Origin of the sequence: Pseudomonas sp. NFX71 (genome assembly GCF_048079215.1) — a bacterium.
Lineage (GTDB): Bacteria > Pseudomonadota > Gammaproteobacteria > Pseudomonadales > Pseudomonadaceae > Aquipseudomonas > Aquipseudomonas fluorescens_B.
The window spans coordinates 4,888,728-4,906,887 of the sequence record NZ_CP182230.1; the positions used below are offsets into that span (position 1 = coordinate 4,888,728).

The window sequence follows — 18,160 nt, forward strand, 5'->3', positions numbered from 1 at the left end:
AAAAAGGCGGGCCGTTGTGCGTAGAACTTGGCGATTGGATCAGTCCTGGCGGCTGGTCACTTCCAGCAAGTGGTAACCAAACTGAGTCTTGACCGGACCTTGCACCACGTTGATCGGTGCACTGAAGACCACGGTGTCGAATTCCTTGACCATCTGGCCTGGACCGAACGAGCCCAGGTCACCGCCTTGGCGGCTGGACGGGCAGGTGGAATTGGCTTTGGCAATTTCGGCGAAATCGGCACCCGCTTCGATTTGGGCTTTGAGTTCGTTGCACTTGTCTTCGCTGGAAACCAGGATGTGACGGGCAGTGGCTTTAGCCATGGGAAATACTCCTTTCAATGTTCAATAAACTGCGGAGCCTACCGGATTCAGTGGCCCATTTCTTCTCAAAGTTCCTTCCAATGCCTAAAGGCCAGCCTTTCGCAGGCGTTCGGCGTGCTGCACATACAAATCAATGGGGTTGATGCCCTTGCGTACCCGACCGGCTGTCTGGTTGATGCTGTCCAGATGGTCGAGCGGGTAGTCGGAACGGATCACTTTGCCCAAATGAGAGCTGAAGCGTCCGACCATGCCGTCGTTCTGGTCGGCTTCGGTGGTGAAATAGCGAGAAAACGCCCTTGCGAACCCGTTCAGCGGATCGAGTGCATCGAGCCCTTCATCAAGAGCGGTCCCTTGCAACGTGCCGCTCCAGGAATAGTAGCGAACCCCGTTGACCTGTTCCCGACCCTTGCCGCCCCAGTTTTTGGGCAAACCCTGGGGGTATTTTTCATTAAATTCGTAGACACCTTCAGTGGTCAGCGCATTCAACGCGGCGATAGCGTTCTGCGGCAGCTGCGGGTTGCCACTCAGCAACGACAGGAAATCGGCGAACAAGGTGGCGACCGCTTCGGCAGCGCGTTCCGGGAGGCGTCCGGGCGTCAGTGCCTTGCGCAGGAAGTCCGCCAGTTCCGAGCCGTGGTTCGGTCCGCTGACCGACGTCACCGACGCTACGATTTGCGGCGCTATCGCTGCGGCATAACGTGCGGCCAGTGCCCCCTGGCTGTGCCCGATCAGGTTGACCTTTTCTGCACCGGTACCTTCCAGCACGCGTTCGATCTGTGCCAAAAGCTGTTCACCGCGTGCTTCGTTGGTATGGGTAGCCGACAGGTGAGGTATGAATACCCTCGCGCCGTCACTGCGCAGTGCTTGCCTGATGTCCTGGAAGAGTTCGAACCGGCCGATCCGGTCGAAACCGAACAGGCCGTGAACCAGCAGGATGGGATAGAGAGTGCTTGCATTCCGTTGCATATTCGTACCTTTTCGCGGGAGTTCGAGGATGTGCTCGGACCTCACTCTAAAGCACTCGTGCGTTCGCGCGATGTCTGAAAATGCCGCGGTGAAGGGGTGAAAAACGGAATAGGTAAGGTAGGAATACTCGAATCAGCAGGAGGCTTTTTTCGGAATGCCCGGACGTCCTTTAACCGGAGGTAGCGCAGAGTTCTGCAATGCCCTACCTCCGACATGTCATTTGCCTGTCATACCGCTCGCAACCGTTCCGCCGCCGACCGCAACAACGCTTCCGTCCCGTCCCATCCCAGACAACCATCCGTTACCGAAACGCCATACCGCAGCGTCGGGCTCAACGGCTGGCACCCCTCGAACAAGTGACTCTCGATCATCATCCCGATCAACGACCGATCACCCTGCAAACGCTGCTCAAGCACATCATTGAACACCGCCGGCTGACGCAGCGGGTCTTTGCCGCTGTTGGCATGGCTGCAGTCGACCATGATCCGCGCCGGGATCTTCAGTTTGGCCAAGTCGCTGTTCACTTGGGCGACGCTGTCGCGGTCGTAGTTCGGGCCGCGATGGCCGCCGCGCAGTACCAGGTGCGTATCAGGATTGCCCGGGGTCTGAATGATCGCCGGATGCCCCTGACTGTCGACACCGAAATGCCGATGCGGATGGGCTGCCGAGCGCATGGCGTCGCTGGCAACGCCGACGCCGCCGTCGGTGCCGTTCTTGAAGCCGACCGGCATGCTCAGGCCACTGGCCATTTCCCGGTGGATCTGCGACTCGGTGGTGCGAGCGCCAATGGCCACCCAGCTGAGCAGGTCGTCGAAGTAACCGGCGGCCATCGGCTGCAACAGTTCGGTGGCGACCGGTAAACCCAGCTGGAGTATTTCGCGCATCAGCTCGCGGGACAGGGTCAGGCCACCGGCCATGTCATCGCTGCCATCCAGGTGCGGGTCGTAGGCCAGGCCTTTCCAGCCAACCGTGGTTCGGGGTTTTTCGACGTAGGCGCGCATCACCAGCAGCATCTCGTCGCTGACTTCGGTGGCGAGGCGGGCGAGGTTGCTCGCGTATTCGAGGGCGGAGCGGGGATCGTGAATCGAGCAAGGGCCGACGATGACCAGCAAACGGGAATCTTCACCGTTGAGGATCGCGCGGACCGCGTCGCGGTGGGCGGCGACTTGGCGAGTCAGGGCGTTGCTGAGGGGCAGTTGCTGTTTGAGTTGCAATGAGCTTGGCAGACGCAGGGTCAGCGCTTCATTGGCAGGGCTCAGGGTAGACAGCGGCAGAGCAGAGACGGACGAGTTCATATTCAGGCTTCCTGGGCGGGCGGCGGGTTTGTTCCCGCACGCTCGGCCCTACTGGGGTGTTCGACAATTGGCCGGATTGGCTGCGTGTGTGTGCTTGCCACCTGTGGGTGACCGATCGGAGGCGGCAGGCTGTCCCGAGCGGAGGCTGCTAAATCGCCAGGCGGTAAAACTGTCGTAACGGTAATAAGTGGCGTAGTTCATGTCGTGAATCCTCGAGTTGTCTGGTTATTGCTGAAAAGTGTCTGGGGCTGAAAAAACAAAACCCCCGGTCGGGAGGCCGACCGGGGGTTGAGAATTCTCTGGTGGCGACCCGTTTAAAATGGGCGCCGTGTGGGTATCAGGCGCGCCAGTGGCTAAACCAATACCCAAAATAAAAGCTGACCGGAGCGCAAACGACGTTCACCCGGGCAGCCGCAACCGAGCGCGGGGCGCTGGAGGAACGAAGCTGTGAGAGGGTGTTGAACATGGTCTGTCTCCGATGGATGCGCCGAGCTTACTAGAGGCCGGTACACGGATTCAATCACAAATTGCTATCGATCAGTCGCGGCGTTTTCTATTGCTTGAGTGCGTCGGGGGTTGTGACACACTCGCCGTTTAAACAAATGCACCACGCCGTAAGGACGAACCATGACGACGCTGACCATCGCCGCCGCTCAATCGATCTCTATCGCGGGAAATCTGGCCGCCAATATCGCCTGGCATCAACGTTTCATGCAGGTGGCGGCGGAGCAGGGTGTGCAGTTGCTGGTGTTTCCGGAACTGTCGCTGACCGGGTACGAGCTCGGGCTGGCCGCTGAGCTGGCCATTGCGCCGGAGGACGCTGTGCTGCAATCGCTGCGGGATTTTGCGCTGGAAACTGGCGTAACGACCGTGGTCGGGATGCCTATTCGTCTGTCGGAGAATTCGCCAGTGTTAATCGGCGCGCTGATCTTCGGCGCCGATGGCTCGCTCGGGGTCTACAGCAAGCAGCATCTGCATCCCGGCGAGGAAGTAGCGTTTGCACCGGGCTACGGCGGTTCGACCCTGACCATCGGTGGCGATACGGTCGCTCTGGCGGTGTGCGCCGATTTTTCCCACGCCAGCCATGCGGCCGCAGCGGCGCAACAGGGCGCCAGCCTGTATGCCGCGGGCGTGCTGATTACCGAAAACGGTTACGCCCCCGATACTGCGTTGCTGCAGGGTTATGCCGCCACGCACTCGATGGTAGTGCTGATGGCCAACCATGGCGGTGCGACGGGGGGCTGGGAGTCGGCAGGACGCAGCGCCATCTGGGCGTCGGACGGTTCGCTGATTGCCGCCGCACCTGGCACCGACGATCTGCTGGTCGTTGCTCAACGCAAGGCTGACGGCTGGGCGGGGCGCGTCGTCGCCGTCGCGGAGGCCTGATGGGGTTCGATTTACGTCCGGCGACGGCGCAGGATCTCGACTTTGCTCGTGAGCTGACCTGTACAACCATGCTCCGCTACTACATTCAGCACGATCTGCTGTGGCAGGACGAGGCCTTTGATGTGGCCTGGGCGGGACGGGAAAACTGGCTGATCGTGCGCGATGATGTGCGGCTGGGGTATGTGAGCCTGAGCCGAGACGCAAGGGCCTTGTACATCCGCGAATTGCACGTGCTCGAAGGCTACCGGGGGCAGGGTGCCGGTTCCTGGGCGATCGATCAGGTATTGGCAATGGCGTGCAAGGAGCGGCGACCGGCATTGCGCTTGACGGTTTTTGAAAATAATCCGGCAAAAGTGTTGTACGAGCGAAAGGGCCTGACAGTGGTCGGTAAAGACGAGTGTTTCCTGAGAATGCAGCGCGATGTCGATGCCTCGTATCGCTGAAACACGCATAAGACAAGCCTTTCAAGATGAATTGAAACTTTTTATATGACGCTTGCCGCTAGGTCTGCCAGTCGCTTTTTGCTAAGGTGTCGGCAACTCAATAAGACCATATCGCGAGGTGTCTGCTTGATTAGGGTGCTAGTAGTCGATGACCATGATCTCGTTCGTACAGGCATTACACGAATGCTGGCTGACATCGATGGCCTGCAAGTGGTCGGCCAGGCCGAGTCAGGCGAAGAATCCCTGCTCAAGGCGCGTGAGTTGAAACCCGATGTGGTGCTGATGGACGTCAAGATGCCCGGTATCGGCGGTCTTGAGGCCACCCGCAAATTGTTGCGCAGTCATCCGGATATCAAGGTGGTTGCGGTCACCGTGTGTGAGGAAGATCCGTTTCCTACACGGTTGTTGCAGGCGGGAGCCGCAGGTTACCTGACCAAAGGTGCCGGGTTGCCGGAAATGGTCCAGGCCATCCGCCTGGTGTTTGCGGGGCAACGCTACATCAGCCCGCAAATTGCCCAGCAACTGGCGATCAAATCCTTTCAGCCGACCAACGATTCGCCGTTCGACGCCTTGTCGGAACGGGAAATCCAGATCGCACTGATGATTGTCGGCTGCCAGAAGGTGCAGATCATTTCCGACAAGTTGTGCCTGTCGCCCAAAACCGTGAACACCTACCGTTACCGAATTTTCGAAAAGCTTTCGATCAGCAGCGATGTCGAGTTGACGCTGTTGGCGGTTCGTCACGGCATGGTTGATGCCAGCCTCTGATAATGACTGACACCTTTGATCCAAGTGCTTTCCTGTCGACGGTCAGTGGACGCCCCGGCGTCTACCGCATGTTCGACAGCGACGCGCGCCTGCTCTATGTCGGCAAGGCCAAGAACCTCAAGAGTCGCCTGTCGAGTTACTTCCGCAAGTCCGGGCTCGCTCCGAAGACCGCTGCACTCGTGGCACGTATTGCCCAGGTCGAAACGACGATCACGGCCAACGAAACCGAAGCCTTGCTGCTCGAGCAGACGCTGATCAAGGAATGGCGCCCGCCCTACAACATCCTGCTGCGCGATGACAAATCCTACCCGTACGTGTTCCTCTCTGATGGCCAGTTTCCACGCCTGAGTATTCATCGCGGTGCGAAGAAGGCCAAGGGCAAGTATTTCGGTCCCTATCCCAGCGCCGGTGCGATTCGCGAAAGCCTGAGCCTGCTGCAAAAGACCTTTTTCGTGCGCCAGTGCGAAGACAGCTATTACAAGAACCGCACGCGGCCGTGCCTGCAATATCAGATCAAACGCTGCAAGGCGCCCTGTGTCGGCCTGGTGGAGCCCGAGGTGTATGCCGAAGATGTGCGGCACTCAGTGATGTTCCTCGAGGGGCGCAGCAACGCGCTGACCGACGAGTTATCCGCCGGCATGGAAGAGGCAGCGATCAACCTCGAGTTCGAGCGTGCCGCCGAATTGCGCGACCAGATCTCGTTACTGCGCCGGGTCCAGGATCAACAGAGCATGGAAGGCGGGACGGGTGACGTCGACGTGATCGCCGCATTCGTCAACCCGGGCGGTGCCTGTGTTCATCTGATCAGCGTGCGCGGTGGCCGGGTGCTGGGGAGCAAGAACTTTTTCCCGCAGGTGGGTATTGAAGAAGACGTTTCCGAAGTCATGGCCGCGTTTCTCGGTCAGTACTTCGTCAGCAGCCCTGAACGGGATTTGCCGAGCGAGCTGATCGTCAACGTGGTTCACGAAGATTTTCCGACACTGATCGCGGCCATTGAGGAGTTGCGTGGTCGCGAACTGACCATCAGCCACAGGGTTCGCGGGACACGGGCCCGCTGGCAGCAATTGGCCGTGACCAACGCCGAGCAGGCACTGGGCGCGCGCCTGGCCAACCGCCAACACGTCGCCGCGCGTTTCGATGCCCTCGCCGACGTGCTGAAACTGGATGAGCCACCGCAGCGCCTGGAGTGTTATGACATCAGTCACTCCAGCGGCGAAGCGACCGTGGCGTCCTGTGTGGTGTTCGGTCCCGAAGGCCCGATCAAGTCCGACTACCGGCGCTACAACATCGAAGGCGTCACGCCGGGCGATGACTATGCCGCGATGCACCAGGCCCTGACCCGACGTTTCAGCAAGCTGAAGGACGGGGAGGGCAAGCTGCCGGACATTCTGCTGGTGGACGGCGGCAAGGGGCAGTTGTCCATGGCGCGCGATGTGCTCAATGAGCTGGCGGTGCCCGACCTGATTTTGCTGGGCGTGGCCAAGGGCGCGACGCGCAAGGCCGGTTTCGAAACCCTGTACCTTAACGACGCCGCCCACGAATTTACCTTGCGTGGTGATTCCCCGGCGTTGCATTTGATCCAGCAGATCCGTGACGAAGCCCACCGATTCGCAATCACCGGGCACCGTGCCCGTCGTGGCAAAACGCGTCGCACGTCTACACTGGAGGGCGTTGCAGGCGTTGGACCAACACGCCGGCGCGATTTGTTGAAACATTTTGGTGGATTGCAGGAGCTGTCTCGTGCCAGCATCGACGAGATCGCCAAAGCCCCCGGGATCAGTAAAAAGCTCGCAGAGTTGATTTATGCAAATCTGCACAGCGAGTAGAATGCCACCTCACCTCGTAGCCAGTTGTGCCGATGAATATCCCTAATCTGATTACCGTTCTACGCGTCCTGCTTATCCCGATCTTCATTTTACTGTTTTACCTGCCTTACCAATGGAGCTACCTGGCGTCCGCTTCGGTCTTTGCGTTTGCCGCCGCCACGGACTGGCTGGACGGTTATCTGGCTCGACGTCTGGAGCAAAGCACGCCGTTCGGGGCTTTCCTCGATCCGGTGGCCGACAAACTGATGGTCGCCGTGGCGCTGGTGTTGCTGGTGCAGGAACACGGTAACCTGTGGCTTACGCTGCCGGCCGCCGTGATCATCGGTCGTGAAATTGTCGTCTCGGCGCTGCGGGAGTGGATGGCCGAGCTCGGTGCTCGTGCTCACGTCGCGGTGTCGAACCTGGGCAAATGGAAAACCGCTGCGCAAATGCTGGCGCTGGTGATCCTGCTGGCCAATCCGTCGGATTTCACGTTCTGGGTTCTGGTGGGTTACGCCTTGCTGCTGATCTCTGCGGGCCTGACGCTGTGGTCCATGGTTCAATATTTGCGGGCTGCCTGGCCGCATCTGAAGACCGACGTGGAAAAGAAATAAACTTTTTTGAATCAAAGGGTTGACGGGGCATCTGGATTCTATAGAATGCGCCTCACCAAGACGCGGGAATAGCTCAGTTGGTAGAGCACGACCTTGCCAAGGTCGGGGTCGCGAGTTCGAGTCTCGTTTCCCGCTCCAAGATTCACAAAAAGCGCCACTCAATGAGTGGCGTTTTTTTGTGCGTGGTATTTACGTTCAGCGTTGAAAAGAGAGGCTTCGGCCTCTTTTTTCGTTCCAGCGAGTTTTGCTGACCACTTTTTTTGTACGTTAAAACGTACATCGATTTCGTCTCAACATACACGATCAGTAGGGCGGCAGAATCAGCGCGCTGTCACAGCCGTAGCCAGACCTGAATACTCCTGCATTGCATCCTCCAACGCCTCCCGAAAATACTCCTGCGACGCCCGGTCACAGAGGATGTGCAAGCTCGCCTGCTGCACGGTGCCTGAATTGATGACGATCACGTTGATGCGTGCCGCCGACGTCTGGGCCACCGCTCCCGAGCCGAACGCCTGCGGGCTCAGATCAACCCCGCAGAGCTTGGCCAATACGTCGCTCAGATGATTCCCTATCAGCTGAAAACAGGCATGGCTGTCCTGACGAGGCAGCAGATAGTTGGCTTGATGGTCGAGTTCCCAGCGGGCCTCTTCATCCGCCATTCGTTGGCCCTGATCCTCTGGACTGCCCAGCAGTAGGTACTCGGTCTGCGACAGCCGCGCCACCTGACTGCCATCGGCTTGAATCACCGCACGGTTGGGCGCATCTGGCAGGGCGAAGCCGCGACTGCGCAGGTACTCGGCACTGTAGGCGCCGCGAAAACCGACCCGCGGCAGGTCGGTCAGGTCCGCCAGGCGGCACCCCGGCAGCGGTGCCAGGGCTTGCCGGGCGATGCTGTGTTGTTCTTTCAGACTGGTCATGACTCAAAGCTCCTGGCGTTGGTTGTCGGGATCGAAGAAGGGCAACTGCACCACCTCGGCCTGGACCACGATGCCGCCTTCGACGCGGATCGGAATTTGTTGCCCAGGCGTGCTCTGGTCGATGCCGGCGTAGGCCAGGCCGATGATCTTGCCCAGGGAGGCGGAATACTCGCAGGATGTGACGTTGCCGCTGATGTCCGGGCCGTTAAGGACCAGATGGCCTTCCAGCGGTTGCAGGCTGCCTTTGGGCAGGCTGAACCCCACCAGTTTGCGTTTCAGTGGCTGGGCTTCGAGGATGTCCACCGAACGGCGGCCGACGAAGAACGGCTTAGTGCGGCTGATCGCCCAGCCCATGTCGATTTCCGCCGGGTGAGTCATTCCGTCGGTGTCCTGGCTGATGATCACGTGGCCTTTTTCCAGGCGCAGCAGGCGCTGGGTTTCGACGCCGAAGGGGCGGATGTCATGTGCTTTGCCGGCCTCAACCAGTGCGTCCCAGAGCTTGAGCCCGTGACGCGCGGGTACGTGAATTTCATAGCCCAGCTCGCCAACAAAACCGACTCGCAACAACCGGGCCTTGATGCCGGCCACGGTGCCTTGACGGACGCCCAGGTAAGGGAAGGCTTCGGCGCTGAGATCGAGGTCGGTGCAGACCTGTTCCAGCACCTTGCGCGAGTCCGGCCCCGCGACGTTGACCGCGCAAATGGCCGCGGTGACGTTGGCGACGTCCACGTCCAGGCGCCACTGTGCATTCCACTTGAGCATCTGCTGATAGATCCGGTCGACGCCGCTGGTGGTGGCAGTGACGTAGAAGTGATTTTCGGCAAACCGCGCGCAGACCCCATCGTCGATCACCACCCCATGCTCATTGGTCATCAGCGCATAGCGAGAACGGCCGATCGGCTGTTTGAGGAAGGCAAAGGTGTACATCCGGTTGAGCAGTTCGGCGGCGTCCGGGCCGCGCACGTCCAGGCCGCCGAGGGTCGAGACGTCGATGAGGCCGACCTTGTTCCGCACGTGCAAGGCTTCGGCTTGCATGCAGCGTTCGCGATCCTTGGCGTTGCCGTAGTAGGCCGGGCGTTGCCAGATTCCGGCGGGCATCATCTTCGCCCCGGCTTGCAGGTGTCGGGCATGCATTGGCGTTTGCCGGTACGGGTCGAACGCGCGACCGGCGACATGCGCCAGTTTTTCAGCCACAAACGGTGGTCGCGCCGTGGTCACGCCAGTTTCGCTGATGTTGCGTTGGGTGGCCCAGGCCACCAACCGCGCGGTCGGCAGCGCCGAGTGACGACCTTGAGACGGGCCCATGCCGACGGTGGAGTAGCGCTTGACCAGTTGCACGTCGCGATAGCCGATCCGGGTGGCGTTGACGATGTCGGCCACTTGCAGATCCTCGTCGAAGTCGACGAAGTCCTTGCCCTTAGGGTGCGGGAAGATTGGCCAATTAAAGTTGACCCGCGCCTCGCCGCTGAATGGCGCGCGTTGCGTGTCGACTGTCAGACCCAGCGCGAGGGCGGCTTCGGCACCGGCATTCACACCATCGGCAATCACGTTATCCAGCTGGTGACGACCGTTGACCGAGCCGGCGACATTCAGATTCTTTGGCAGGCCGCTGAGCGTGAACTCGGCACGCTGATCGTCGTAGGCCAGCTTGCCGCCAGCCTGGCAAAGCAGTTGATAGACCGGCATGTAGCCGGCGGACATGCACAGTAAATCGCACTCCAGGTGTTGCCCGCTCTCGGCGACCTGGCCTTGTGCGGTGATCTTGCGCACGTCGACGCCGTTGATATGGCGCATGCCTTTCTCGTGCTGGGCCTCATATACGGTGCTGTTGCTCTGATGGTAGATCTTGCGTTGTGCCAGTGCGAGCAGCAAGGATTCGTCCGAAGGACCATGGCGCAGGTCCACCACAGCGACGACCTCCACGCCCTGGTCATGCAGATCCAGCGCGGCGAGGTAACCGTCATCGTTGCCCGTCAGCACCACGGCGCGGTTACCGGGTTTGACCGCATACAGTTTCATCAGCCGTTGCGCGGCGCTGGTCAGCATCACGCCCGGCAGGTCGTTGTTGCGAAAGATCACCGGCTGATCGAAAGCACCGCTGCACACCAGGCACTGGCGGGCGCGGACCTTGTACATGCGTTTGCCCTGAATCACCGGCAGGTAATTGTCGGTAAACCAGGCGTTGCAGGTGGCCTCGGTCAGGATCTGGATATTGGCGTGTTGCTCTACTGCAGCGAGCAGTTCGCGGCGCAGGTTTTCAGCCTTGTTGCCGTCGATGTCGAAGCGCGCGTAGTTCAGCGAACCGCCGAGAACCGGTTGTTGCTCGATGAGCAACACTTTGGCCCCCGCGTCGGCTGCCGTCAGCGCCGCATGAAGCCCGGCGGGGCCTGCGCCGATGACTGCCAGGTCGGTGAAAAGGTAGGCCTTGTCGTAGTACTCGGGCTGGAACTTCAGGTCGAGCACGCCGAGGCCGGCCTTCTTGCGAATGATCGGTTCCCATACTTTCCACATGCCCTTGGGCTTGTAGAACGAGCGGTAGTAGAAACCCACCGGCATGAATTTCGAGAACTTGCCGAGGTAGGCATCCTTGTCGTTATCCAGCGAGCCGTTGACGTTCTGCGCTGTCACCTGCAAACCGGCGGACAACGCGTGTGCGTCGGCCAGCACGTTCGGCTCTTCAGACAACTGTACCAGGCTGTTGGCGTCCTGACCGGCCATGGTCAGCGGGCCGCGGGGGCGATGGTATTTGAACGAACGGGAGATGAGGAAACGCCCGTTGGCCAACAGGGCGCTGGCGATGCTGTCGCCTTGCAAACCTTGGTAGCGCTGGCCGTCGAAGCTGAAGTCCAGTGGTTGATCACGGTCGATCAGCAAGCCCATAGGGGCGGGTAGACGATTCATCCTGCGATCTCCTTGGCGGCGCTAAAGTCGACACGGGCGGTGAACAGCTCTTTGGGGTCGAAGGTCCGCAGGATTTCGTCGGTTACGGTGTGCCGCTCCGCCAGAAACCAGTAGCTGGATGGAGTGTGCATCCACCACTCGCGCACCACGCCGGCGAGGTTGTCGGTATTGAACACGTAGTCCGCCCAATCGCCGTCGCTGCACGTGACGGGGTCGGGCATGGGTTTGAATTCACCACCATAGGTGAACTCGCTGATATTGCGCGGCCCATTGAGCGGGCACGTCATGATTTTCATCGTCTGCTCTCCGTCAGTGGCTGGCCGCCGTGGCGCCCATTTCGTTGACTTGCTGGAAGGTCGAGAAACGTTCGAGGCCGAAAGGTTTGATCAGCTCCGGCACCTTGCCGCCGCTGGCGACCAACTCGGCCATGGTCTTGCCGCAGATCGGCGTGGCCTTGAAACCCCAGGTGCCCCAACCGGCGTCGAGGTAGTAATTCTTCACCGGCGACAGGCCCATGATCGGGCTGTAATCCGGGGTCATGTCGGTGATGCCGGCCCATTGGCGCATCAGCTTGGCGTTGGCCAGGAACGGGAACATCTCGATCGCATGGGCGAGCAGGCTTTCCTTGAGGTCCAGCGTCGAGCGGGTGTTGAACAGCGGATAGGGATCGGAGCCACCGCCGAAAACCACTTCACCACGGCTGGTCTGTTGCACATAGCAGTGCAGGGCAGAGGAACTCACCAGCGGATCGAGAAACGGTTTGAACGGCTGGGTGACCATCGCTTGCAGCGGGAAGGTCTGGATCGGCGAACGGATCCCGGCCTTGGCCATCAGCAACGAACTGTGCCCGGCAATCGCCTGCACCGCACAACCGCATTTGATGGTGCCTCGGTTGGTCTTGACGGCGGTGATGGCGCCGTTCTCGATGATCAGGTCCTGGACTTCGGTGAGCTGATGGATTTCCACGCCGCGCTTGGCGGCTTGTTTGGCATAACCCCAGGCCACCGCGTCATGGCGCGCGGTGGCGCCGTCGATGTGCCAAAGCCCGGCGATTACCGGCAAGTGGCCGGGATCGAGGTTGAGGCTGGGCACCAGTTCACGGATCTGCTGCCGGTCGATCATCTCGGTACGGCCGCCAAAGTGTTTGTTGACCTCGGCGCGCTGCCGGAACGAACGCACCGTGGCATCGGTGTGGGCCAGGGTCAGTTGGCCGCGCTCGGAGTACATGATGTTGAAGTCGAACTCGTTGGACAGCGACTGGAACATCCGCACCGACTCGGCATAAAAGCGCACACCTTCGCTGGTCAGGTAGTTGGAGCGGATCACCGCGGTGTTGCGCGCGGTATTGCCGCCGCCCAGGTAAGACTTTTCCAGCACCGCGATGTTGGTGATGCCGTGGTACTTGGCCAGGTAGTAAGCGGTGGCCAGACCGTGGCCGCCGGCACCGATGATCACCACGTCATAGCTCGACTTGAGTTCCTTTGGTGGCGGCAAATCCACTTCTACCGGGTACTCCGAACTCAGCCCGTACTTCAATAGATTGAATGGCATAGGGCCTCCGATTGGTTGTGTAGAGCCTGGTGTTGCGCAAGGGCAGCGGTGACAGTGTTTTTCATCAGAAAGGCGATGGTCATCGGCCCGACACCACCAGGGACCGGAGTGATCGCTGCGACATGGGGTAGGGCGCTGTCGAAGTCGACATCGCCTACCAGGCGGCTGCGGCCATCGTCTTCGATGCGGTTGATGCCGACGTCAATCACCACGGCGCCTGGCTTGAGCCAACTGGCGTCGATCAGCCTTGGGCGCCCCACGGCGGCGATGACGATGTCTGCCTGCCGGCATAGAGCCTGCGGGTCCGGGCTGTGCGAATGCAGGAGGGTCACCGAGCAGTCGGCCTGCAGCAACAACGCTGCCATGGGTTTGCCGACGATGTTCGAGCGGCCGATCACCACTGCGTGCTTGCCGCGCAAATCGCCGCAGGTTTGTTCCAGCAAATACAAACAACCACTGGGGGTGCAGGGCGCGAGCACCGTGCGACCCTGGCTGAGACCACCGACGTTCTGACTGTGGAACCCGTCTACATCCTTGGCCGGAGCGATAGCTTCCAGTGCACGTAGTTCATCGATATGCGAAGGCAGCGGCAGTTGCAGGAGAATGCCGTGGATCGAACGATCGGCATTCAATCGGGCGATCAGAATGAGTAATTGTTCAGTGCTGGTGTCCGTGGACAGCCGATGTTCCAGCGAGCGGATACCCACCTCTTCGGCGCGCAGGATCTTGTTTCGCACGTAGACCTGGCTGGCCGGGTCGCTGCCCACCAGAATCACCGCCAGTGCCGGTTGAATGTCTTGCTCGCGCAGGCGCTCCACGTCCTTGCGGACCTGTACCAGCACGCGGGCAGCAGTGGCCTTGCCGTCGATCAGCTTGTGCGTGTTCACCGGAAGATCACCGTTCTGTCCTGGTTGAGGAAAACCCGGTGCTCCAGGTGGTACTTGACCGCCTTGGACAGGGCCACGGTTTCGGTGTCGCGGCCGGTGGCGACCAGGTCGTCGGGTAGGTAGACGTGATCGACGCGCTGTACTTCCTGCTCAATGATCGGTCCCTCGTCGAGGTCGCTGGTGACGTAATGGGCGGTGGCGCCGATCAGTTTCACGCCGCGCTGGTAGGCCTGGTGATAAGGCTTGGCGCCTTTGAAGCCGGGCAAGAAAGAATGGTGAATGTTGATCGCCCGCCCCGAGAGTTGCTTGCACAGGTCATCGGAGAGGATCTGCATGTAGCGCGCCAACACCACCAGCTCAGTGTTGGTGTCGTCGACAATCTTCATCAGCTCGGCTTCCTGTCGAGCCTTGGTGTCCTTCGTCACCGGCAAGTAGATGAAGCGAATGCCCTCGCGTTCGGCCATGGGTCGCAAGTCGAGGTGGTTGGAGACGATGGCGGTGATGGTCATGTCCATCTCGCCCTTGTGGTAGCGGTAGAGCAGGTCAGTCAGGCAGTGGTCGAACTTGCTGACCATCAGCAGCACGCGCATCGGTTCGCGGGTGTCGTGCAATTCCCAGGTCATCTCGAACGCCTTGGCGACGTCGGCGAAGCCGTCCTTGATCTGCTGAATGTCGCCCTGATGGCCGTCGTTGAAGCGGAACACCGCACGCATGAAAAACCGGCCGCTGAAGTCGTCGTCGAATTGCGCCATCTCCCCGATGTAGCAACTGTTGTCCGCCAGGTAGGTGGTGACGGCAGCGACAATGCCGGACACCGCGGGACAGGTGATCTTAATGATGAAATGGTTTTTTTCGTGTTGCATGACACGTCCTCGGGATGATGGCGGCAGCTCATCGCATAGCGAAAAAAGTGTCAGCGGACAGCAGGCTCATTCCTTGAGCACGTTTTCTTGTGAGGAATAAATTATTCCTGTTGGTGGCTTTATAGGGGAAATGGGTGTGTCACGTCCAGAGCTTTTAAGAAAGTTTTTTAACTGACAGGAAAATGCGTGAGGCCGACGTGGGTCGGCCTTAAGGCGGGGCAAAGCAGGGGAAGAGGGGGCGTTACTCTTTGTCGCTGCCGTAATTCATGATCGAGAGCAGGCGGATCGGCACTTGCACCAGTTGCTCGGGGCCGTGAGGAATTTCGCCTTCAAACGTCAAGCTGTCGCCAGCCTCCATGCGGTACAACTGATTGCCGTGGCGATAGATCAGTTCACCTTCCAGCAGGTGGAGGAATTCGGTGCCAGGGTGGGAGAAGGTCGGAAACTCCTCACTCGCGTCATCCATGCTGACCATGTAGGCCTCGAAGCTCTTCTTCGGCCCACGGGTGTGGTTGAGCAGATGGTACGTATGGCCTTTCTCGGTGCCGCGGCGCACCACTTCCATGCCCTGATCGGCCTTGACCAACAGCGCGCTGCCGTCCTGCTGGTCATATTCGCTGAACAACTTGGACAGTGGCAGGCCAAGCACGTCGCACAGACGGCTCAGGGTATCGAGGCTGGTGGACACCTGGGCGTTTTCGATCTTGCTCAACATGCCCTGACTGATATCGGCAATCTTGGCCACGTCAGACAATTTTAGATCCTGAGCCTGGCGCTGGCGCTTGATCTGCAATCCCAGATATTGCTCAAGCTTGAGGCGCGGGGCGGTTTCGGTCGACATAGTCATCAGATCCTGCACGCTTTCCGTTCGGTAATATTAGTTTCGCACTGAGAAAGTGCAAATGGCGACGCTTGTCGCCTGCCCTGCGGGCAGTATTCCCACAGGGAAAAGAATATTCCCATATATACAGCACAAAAGCGCCTGTCACGGCGTTTCGACGTTCCACTCGCGAATCTGGCAAGGGCTTTGCATTCCTATTGGGAAAATAACTTTCTTTTTAGGAATAAAAAGACGGTCAAGGCCCATCCAGAATGTTTTGCCTTTCGCGAGGAGTGACGAGCAATGTTGCCAGCAGAAACCCAGCGCATCATCGACAAGCACGGGATCAAGTACGTGCTTGCGCAATTTGTGGATATTCACGGTGCGGCCAAGACCAAGTCGGTGCCGATCTGTGGGCTCAAGACCGTCGCCGAAGAGGGGGCGGGTTTTGCCGGGTTCGCGATCAGTGGCATGGGCATGGAGCCCCACGGTCCGGACTTCATGGCTCGCGGCGACTTGTCCACCCTGGCTCCGGTGCCCTGGCAGCCGGGTTACGGGCGGGTGGTGTGCGTCGGCCACGTCGACGGTAAGCCGCATCCGTATGACAGCCGTTATGTGCTGCAGCAACAAGTGCAACGCCTGGAAGAAAAGGGCTGGACCCTCAACACCGGCCTGGAACCCGAGTTCAACCTGATGCGTCGCGACGAGCAGGGCAAGTTGCAATTGGTCGACCCCAGCGACAACCTCGACAAGCCTTGCTACGACTATAAAGGCCTGTCGCGCTCCCGGGTGTTTCTTGAACGCCTGACCGAAGCCTTGCAAGCAGTGGATTTCGAGGTCTATCAAATCGACCACGAAGACGCCAATGGCCAGTTCGAAATCAACTACACCTACAGCGACGCCATGACCTCGGCGGACCGCTTCACCTTCTTCCGCATGGCCGCCGGCGAAATCGCCAATGACCTGGGCATGATCTGCTCGTTCATGCCCAAGCCCGACCCGAAACGTGCCGGCAACGGTATGCACTTTCACCTGTCGATCAGCAGTGCCGACAACAAGAACCTGTTCCATGACGCCAGTGATCCGAGCGGCATGGGGCTGTCGAAAATGGCCTATCACTTCGCCGCGGGCCTGCTTGCCCACGGCCCGGCGCTGTGTGCCTTCGCCGCGCCGACGGTCAACTCCTACAAGCGTCTGGTGGTGGGTAATTCGTTGTCCGGTGCGACCTGGGCGCCAGCCTTTATCGCCTTCGGCGCCAACAACCGTTCGGCCATGGTGAGGGTGCCTTACGGGCGCCTCGAATTCCGTCTGCCGGACGCTGGTTGCAACCCTTATCTGGTCAGCGCCGCGATCATCGCCGCCGGCCTGGATGGCATCGATCGGCAGCTGGAAATCGACCACGTCTGCAATGAAAACCTCTACAGCCTGAGCCTCGAGCAGATTGCCGCGCGGGGCATCAAGACCCTGCCGCAATCGCTCAAGGAAGCCTGCGACGCGCTCGAAGCCGACCCCTTGTTCGCCGAGGTGCTTGGCCCCGAGATCGTTGGCGAGTTCATCAAGCTCAAGCGCATGGAGTGGGTGGAATACAGCCGCCACGTCTCCGATTGGGAGATCCAGCGCTACACCGAATTTTTCTGATTTTCCATTTTGATAACCATTCGGGCACCCGGCACGGCGCCGGGCGTTCACTGCCTCCGAAGGAGACTTGATATGTGTGGAATCGTAGGTCTTTACCTGAAAAATCCGCAGCTGGAATCCCAGCTCGGCAAGCTTTTCGAACCGATGTTGCAGGCCATGACCGATCGTGGCCCGGACAGTGCCGGCTTCGCCATTTACGGCGATGAAGTGGCGGACGGCTGGGTCAAGCTGACCTTGCAGGCGACCACCGAAGGCTTCGACTGGAAAACCCTGATGGGCGAACTGGAAGGGCGCCTGGGCTGTTCGCTGGAGTGGTTCCAGAACGCCAGTGCCGCGGTGTTGAAGATCCATGCCGAAGAGGCGCCGGTACGCCTGGCCCTCGCTGAACTGGCACCGAGCCTGCGCATCATGAGCGCCGGGCAAAGCATCGAAATCCTCAAGGGCATGGGCTTGCCCCAGGAGATTTCCCAACGCTTCGGCCTGGCCGGCATGAAGGGTAGCCACATTATTGGCCACACCCGCATGGCCACCGAAAGCGCGGTAACCATGGAGGGCAGCCATCCGTTTTCCACTGGCGCCGACCTGTGCCTGGTGCACAACGGCTCGTTGTCGAACCACTTCCGCCTGCGTCAGGAACTCAAGCGCGAAGGCATTCACTTCGAGACCGACAACGACACCGAAGTGGCCGCCGGCTACCTGACCTGGCGCCTGCAGCAGGGCGATTCATTGAAGGAAGCGCTGGATCACTCGCTGGAGGATCTCGACGGTTTCTTCACCTTCGCCATCGGCACCCGCAACGGTTTTGCGGTGATCCGCGACCCGGTCGCCTGCAAGCCGGCGATCCTTGCCGAGACGGACGACTACGTCGCCATGGCCTCCGAGTATCAGGCCTTGTCGAGCCTGCCGGGAATCGAAAACGCCAGAATCTGGGAGCCTGCACCGGCCACTCTCTACATCTGGGAACGCGAGTCAGCTTAAGGAGCGC

The 18,160-nt window shown here is 60.0% G+C and carries 17 protein-coding genes and 1 tRNA gene; 8 read left to right on the top strand and 10 right to left on the bottom strand.

Going from position 1 to position 18,160, the window contains the following annotated elements; genetic code table 11:
• Nucleotides 1–39 precede the first annotated feature (39 nt).
• The 3 genes from ACM1ZW_RS22865 to ACM1ZW_RS22875 all read right to left on the bottom strand — a co-directional run bounded on the left by ACM1ZW_RS22865 (nucleotide 40) and on the right by ACM1ZW_RS22875 (nucleotide 2,582).
• Nucleotides 40–321 (bottom strand): peptidylprolyl isomerase, encoded by a 282-nt coding sequence (locus tag ACM1ZW_RS22865; RefSeq protein ID WP_017339136.1) that lies wholly within the window; start codon nucleotides 319–321, stop codon nucleotides 40–42.
• Between the two features lie 84 nt (nucleotides 322–405).
• Complete coding sequence (locus ACM1ZW_RS22870) at nucleotides 406–1,287, bottom strand: esterase/lipase family protein (RefSeq protein ID WP_416739404.1); 882 nt, start codon at nucleotides 1,285–1,287, stop codon at nucleotides 406–408.
• Between the two features lie 227 nt (nucleotides 1,288–1,514).
• Nucleotides 1,515–2,582 (bottom strand): 3-deoxy-7-phosphoheptulonate synthase, encoded by a 1,068-nt coding sequence (locus tag ACM1ZW_RS22875; RefSeq protein WP_017339134.1) that lies wholly within the window; start codon nucleotides 2,580–2,582, stop codon nucleotides 1,515–1,517.
• A 627-nt stretch (nucleotides 2,583–3,209) separates the two neighbouring features.
• Here ACM1ZW_RS22875 and ACM1ZW_RS22880 point away from each other — a divergent pair.
• The 6 genes from ACM1ZW_RS22880 (at nucleotide 3,210) to ACM1ZW_RS22905 (ending at nucleotide 7,736) form a co-directional block, all read left to right on the top strand.
• Entirely contained in the window at nucleotides 3,210–3,968 is a 759-nt protein-coding gene (locus ACM1ZW_RS22880) for a carbon-nitrogen hydrolase family protein (RefSeq protein ID WP_416739405.1), read from the top strand.
• Nucleotides 3,968–4,411, top strand: coding sequence for a GNAT family N-acetyltransferase (locus ACM1ZW_RS22885; RefSeq protein ID WP_017339132.1), 444 nt, complete (start codon nucleotides 3,968–3,970; stop codon nucleotides 4,409–4,411). Before ACM1ZW_RS22880 ends, ACM1ZW_RS22885 begins: the two co-directional genes overlap by 1 nt.
• Before the next feature lie 126 nt (nucleotides 4,412–4,537).
• On the top strand, nucleotides 4,538–5,179 hold the full coding sequence (gene uvrY / locus ACM1ZW_RS22890) for a UvrY/SirA/GacA family response regulator transcription factor (RefSeq protein WP_008015884.1): 642 nt from the start codon (nucleotides 4,538–4,540) through the stop codon (nucleotides 5,177–5,179).
• 2 nt (nucleotides 5,180–5,181) lie between these two features.
• Complete coding sequence (gene uvrC, locus ACM1ZW_RS22895) at nucleotides 5,182–7,005, top strand: excinuclease ABC subunit UvrC (RefSeq protein ID WP_017339131.1); 1,824 nt, start codon at nucleotides 5,182–5,184, stop codon at nucleotides 7,003–7,005.
• Between the two features lie 32 nt (nucleotides 7,006–7,037).
• Nucleotides 7,038–7,598 (top strand): CDP-diacylglycerol--glycerol-3-phosphate 3-phosphatidyltransferase, encoded by a 561-nt coding sequence (gene pgsA, locus ACM1ZW_RS22900; protein WP_017339130.1) that lies wholly within the window; start codon nucleotides 7,038–7,040, stop codon nucleotides 7,596–7,598.
• Nucleotides 7,599–7,660: 62 nt separating this feature from the next.
• A tRNA-Gly gene (locus tag ACM1ZW_RS22905) sits at nucleotides 7,661–7,736 on the top strand.
• Nucleotides 7,737–7,918: 182 nt separating this feature from the next.
• Here the strand turns inward: ACM1ZW_RS22905 and ACM1ZW_RS22910 are convergent.
• The 7 genes from ACM1ZW_RS22910 to ACM1ZW_RS22940 form a co-directional block, all read right to left on the bottom strand.
• On the bottom strand, nucleotides 7,919–8,515 hold the full coding sequence (locus tag ACM1ZW_RS22910) for a sarcosine oxidase subunit gamma (RefSeq protein ID WP_416739406.1): 597 nt from the start codon (nucleotides 8,513–8,515) through the stop codon (nucleotides 7,919–7,921).
• Nucleotides 8,516–8,518: 3 nt separating this feature from the next.
• Nucleotides 8,519–11,416, bottom strand: coding sequence for a 2Fe-2S iron-sulfur cluster-binding protein (locus ACM1ZW_RS22915; protein WP_416739407.1), 2,898 nt, complete (start codon nucleotides 11,414–11,416; stop codon nucleotides 8,519–8,521).
• Nucleotides 11,413–11,712: a sarcosine oxidase subunit delta gene (locus ACM1ZW_RS22920; protein ID WP_123722572.1), complete on the bottom strand. Its 300-nt coding sequence runs from the start codon at nucleotides 11,710–11,712 to the stop codon at nucleotides 11,413–11,415. Before ACM1ZW_RS22920 ends, ACM1ZW_RS22915 begins: the two co-directional genes overlap by 4 nt.
• Before the next feature lie 13 nt (nucleotides 11,713–11,725).
• The gene (locus tag ACM1ZW_RS22925) at nucleotides 11,726–12,967 is read right to left on the bottom strand and encodes an FAD-dependent oxidoreductase (RefSeq protein WP_046052994.1); all 1,242 of its coding nucleotides are present in this window, start codon (nucleotides 12,965–12,967) and stop codon (nucleotides 11,726–11,728) included.
• Nucleotides 12,949–13,854, bottom strand: a complete 906-nt coding sequence (folD, locus tag ACM1ZW_RS22930) for a bifunctional methylenetetrahydrofolate dehydrogenase/methenyltetrahydrofolate cyclohydrolase FolD (RefSeq protein WP_416739408.1) — start codon at nucleotides 13,852–13,854, stop codon at nucleotides 12,949–12,951. The genes ACM1ZW_RS22925 and folD overlap by 19 nt, the downstream gene beginning before the upstream one ends.
• A complete protein-coding gene (gene purU, locus ACM1ZW_RS22935) occupies nucleotides 13,851–14,717 on the bottom strand; it encodes a formyltetrahydrofolate deformylase (RefSeq protein WP_414883645.1) in 867 nt (288 codons plus the stop codon). Before purU ends, folD begins: the two co-directional genes overlap by 4 nt.
• Before the next feature lie 241 nt (nucleotides 14,718–14,958).
• Nucleotides 14,959–15,558 (bottom strand): helix-turn-helix domain-containing protein, encoded by a 600-nt coding sequence (locus tag ACM1ZW_RS22940; RefSeq protein ID WP_123366042.1) that lies wholly within the window; start codon nucleotides 15,556–15,558, stop codon nucleotides 14,959–14,961.
• Between the two features lie 282 nt (nucleotides 15,559–15,840).
• Here ACM1ZW_RS22940 and glnT point away from each other — a divergent pair, with 282 nt between their 5' ends.
• Together glnT and ACM1ZW_RS22950 are read left to right on the top strand one after the other, a co-directional pair.
• Nucleotides 15,841–17,175, top strand: a complete 1,335-nt coding sequence (gene glnT, locus ACM1ZW_RS22945) for a type III glutamate--ammonia ligase (RefSeq protein ID WP_414883646.1) — start codon at nucleotides 15,841–15,843, stop codon at nucleotides 17,173–17,175.
• A gap of 72 nt (nucleotides 17,176–17,247) precedes the next feature.
• Nucleotides 17,248–18,153, top strand: coding sequence for a class II glutamine amidotransferase (locus ACM1ZW_RS22950; RefSeq protein ID WP_416739409.1), 906 nt, complete (start codon nucleotides 17,248–17,250; stop codon nucleotides 18,151–18,153).
• Nucleotides 18,154–18,160: the final 7 nt, after the last annotated feature.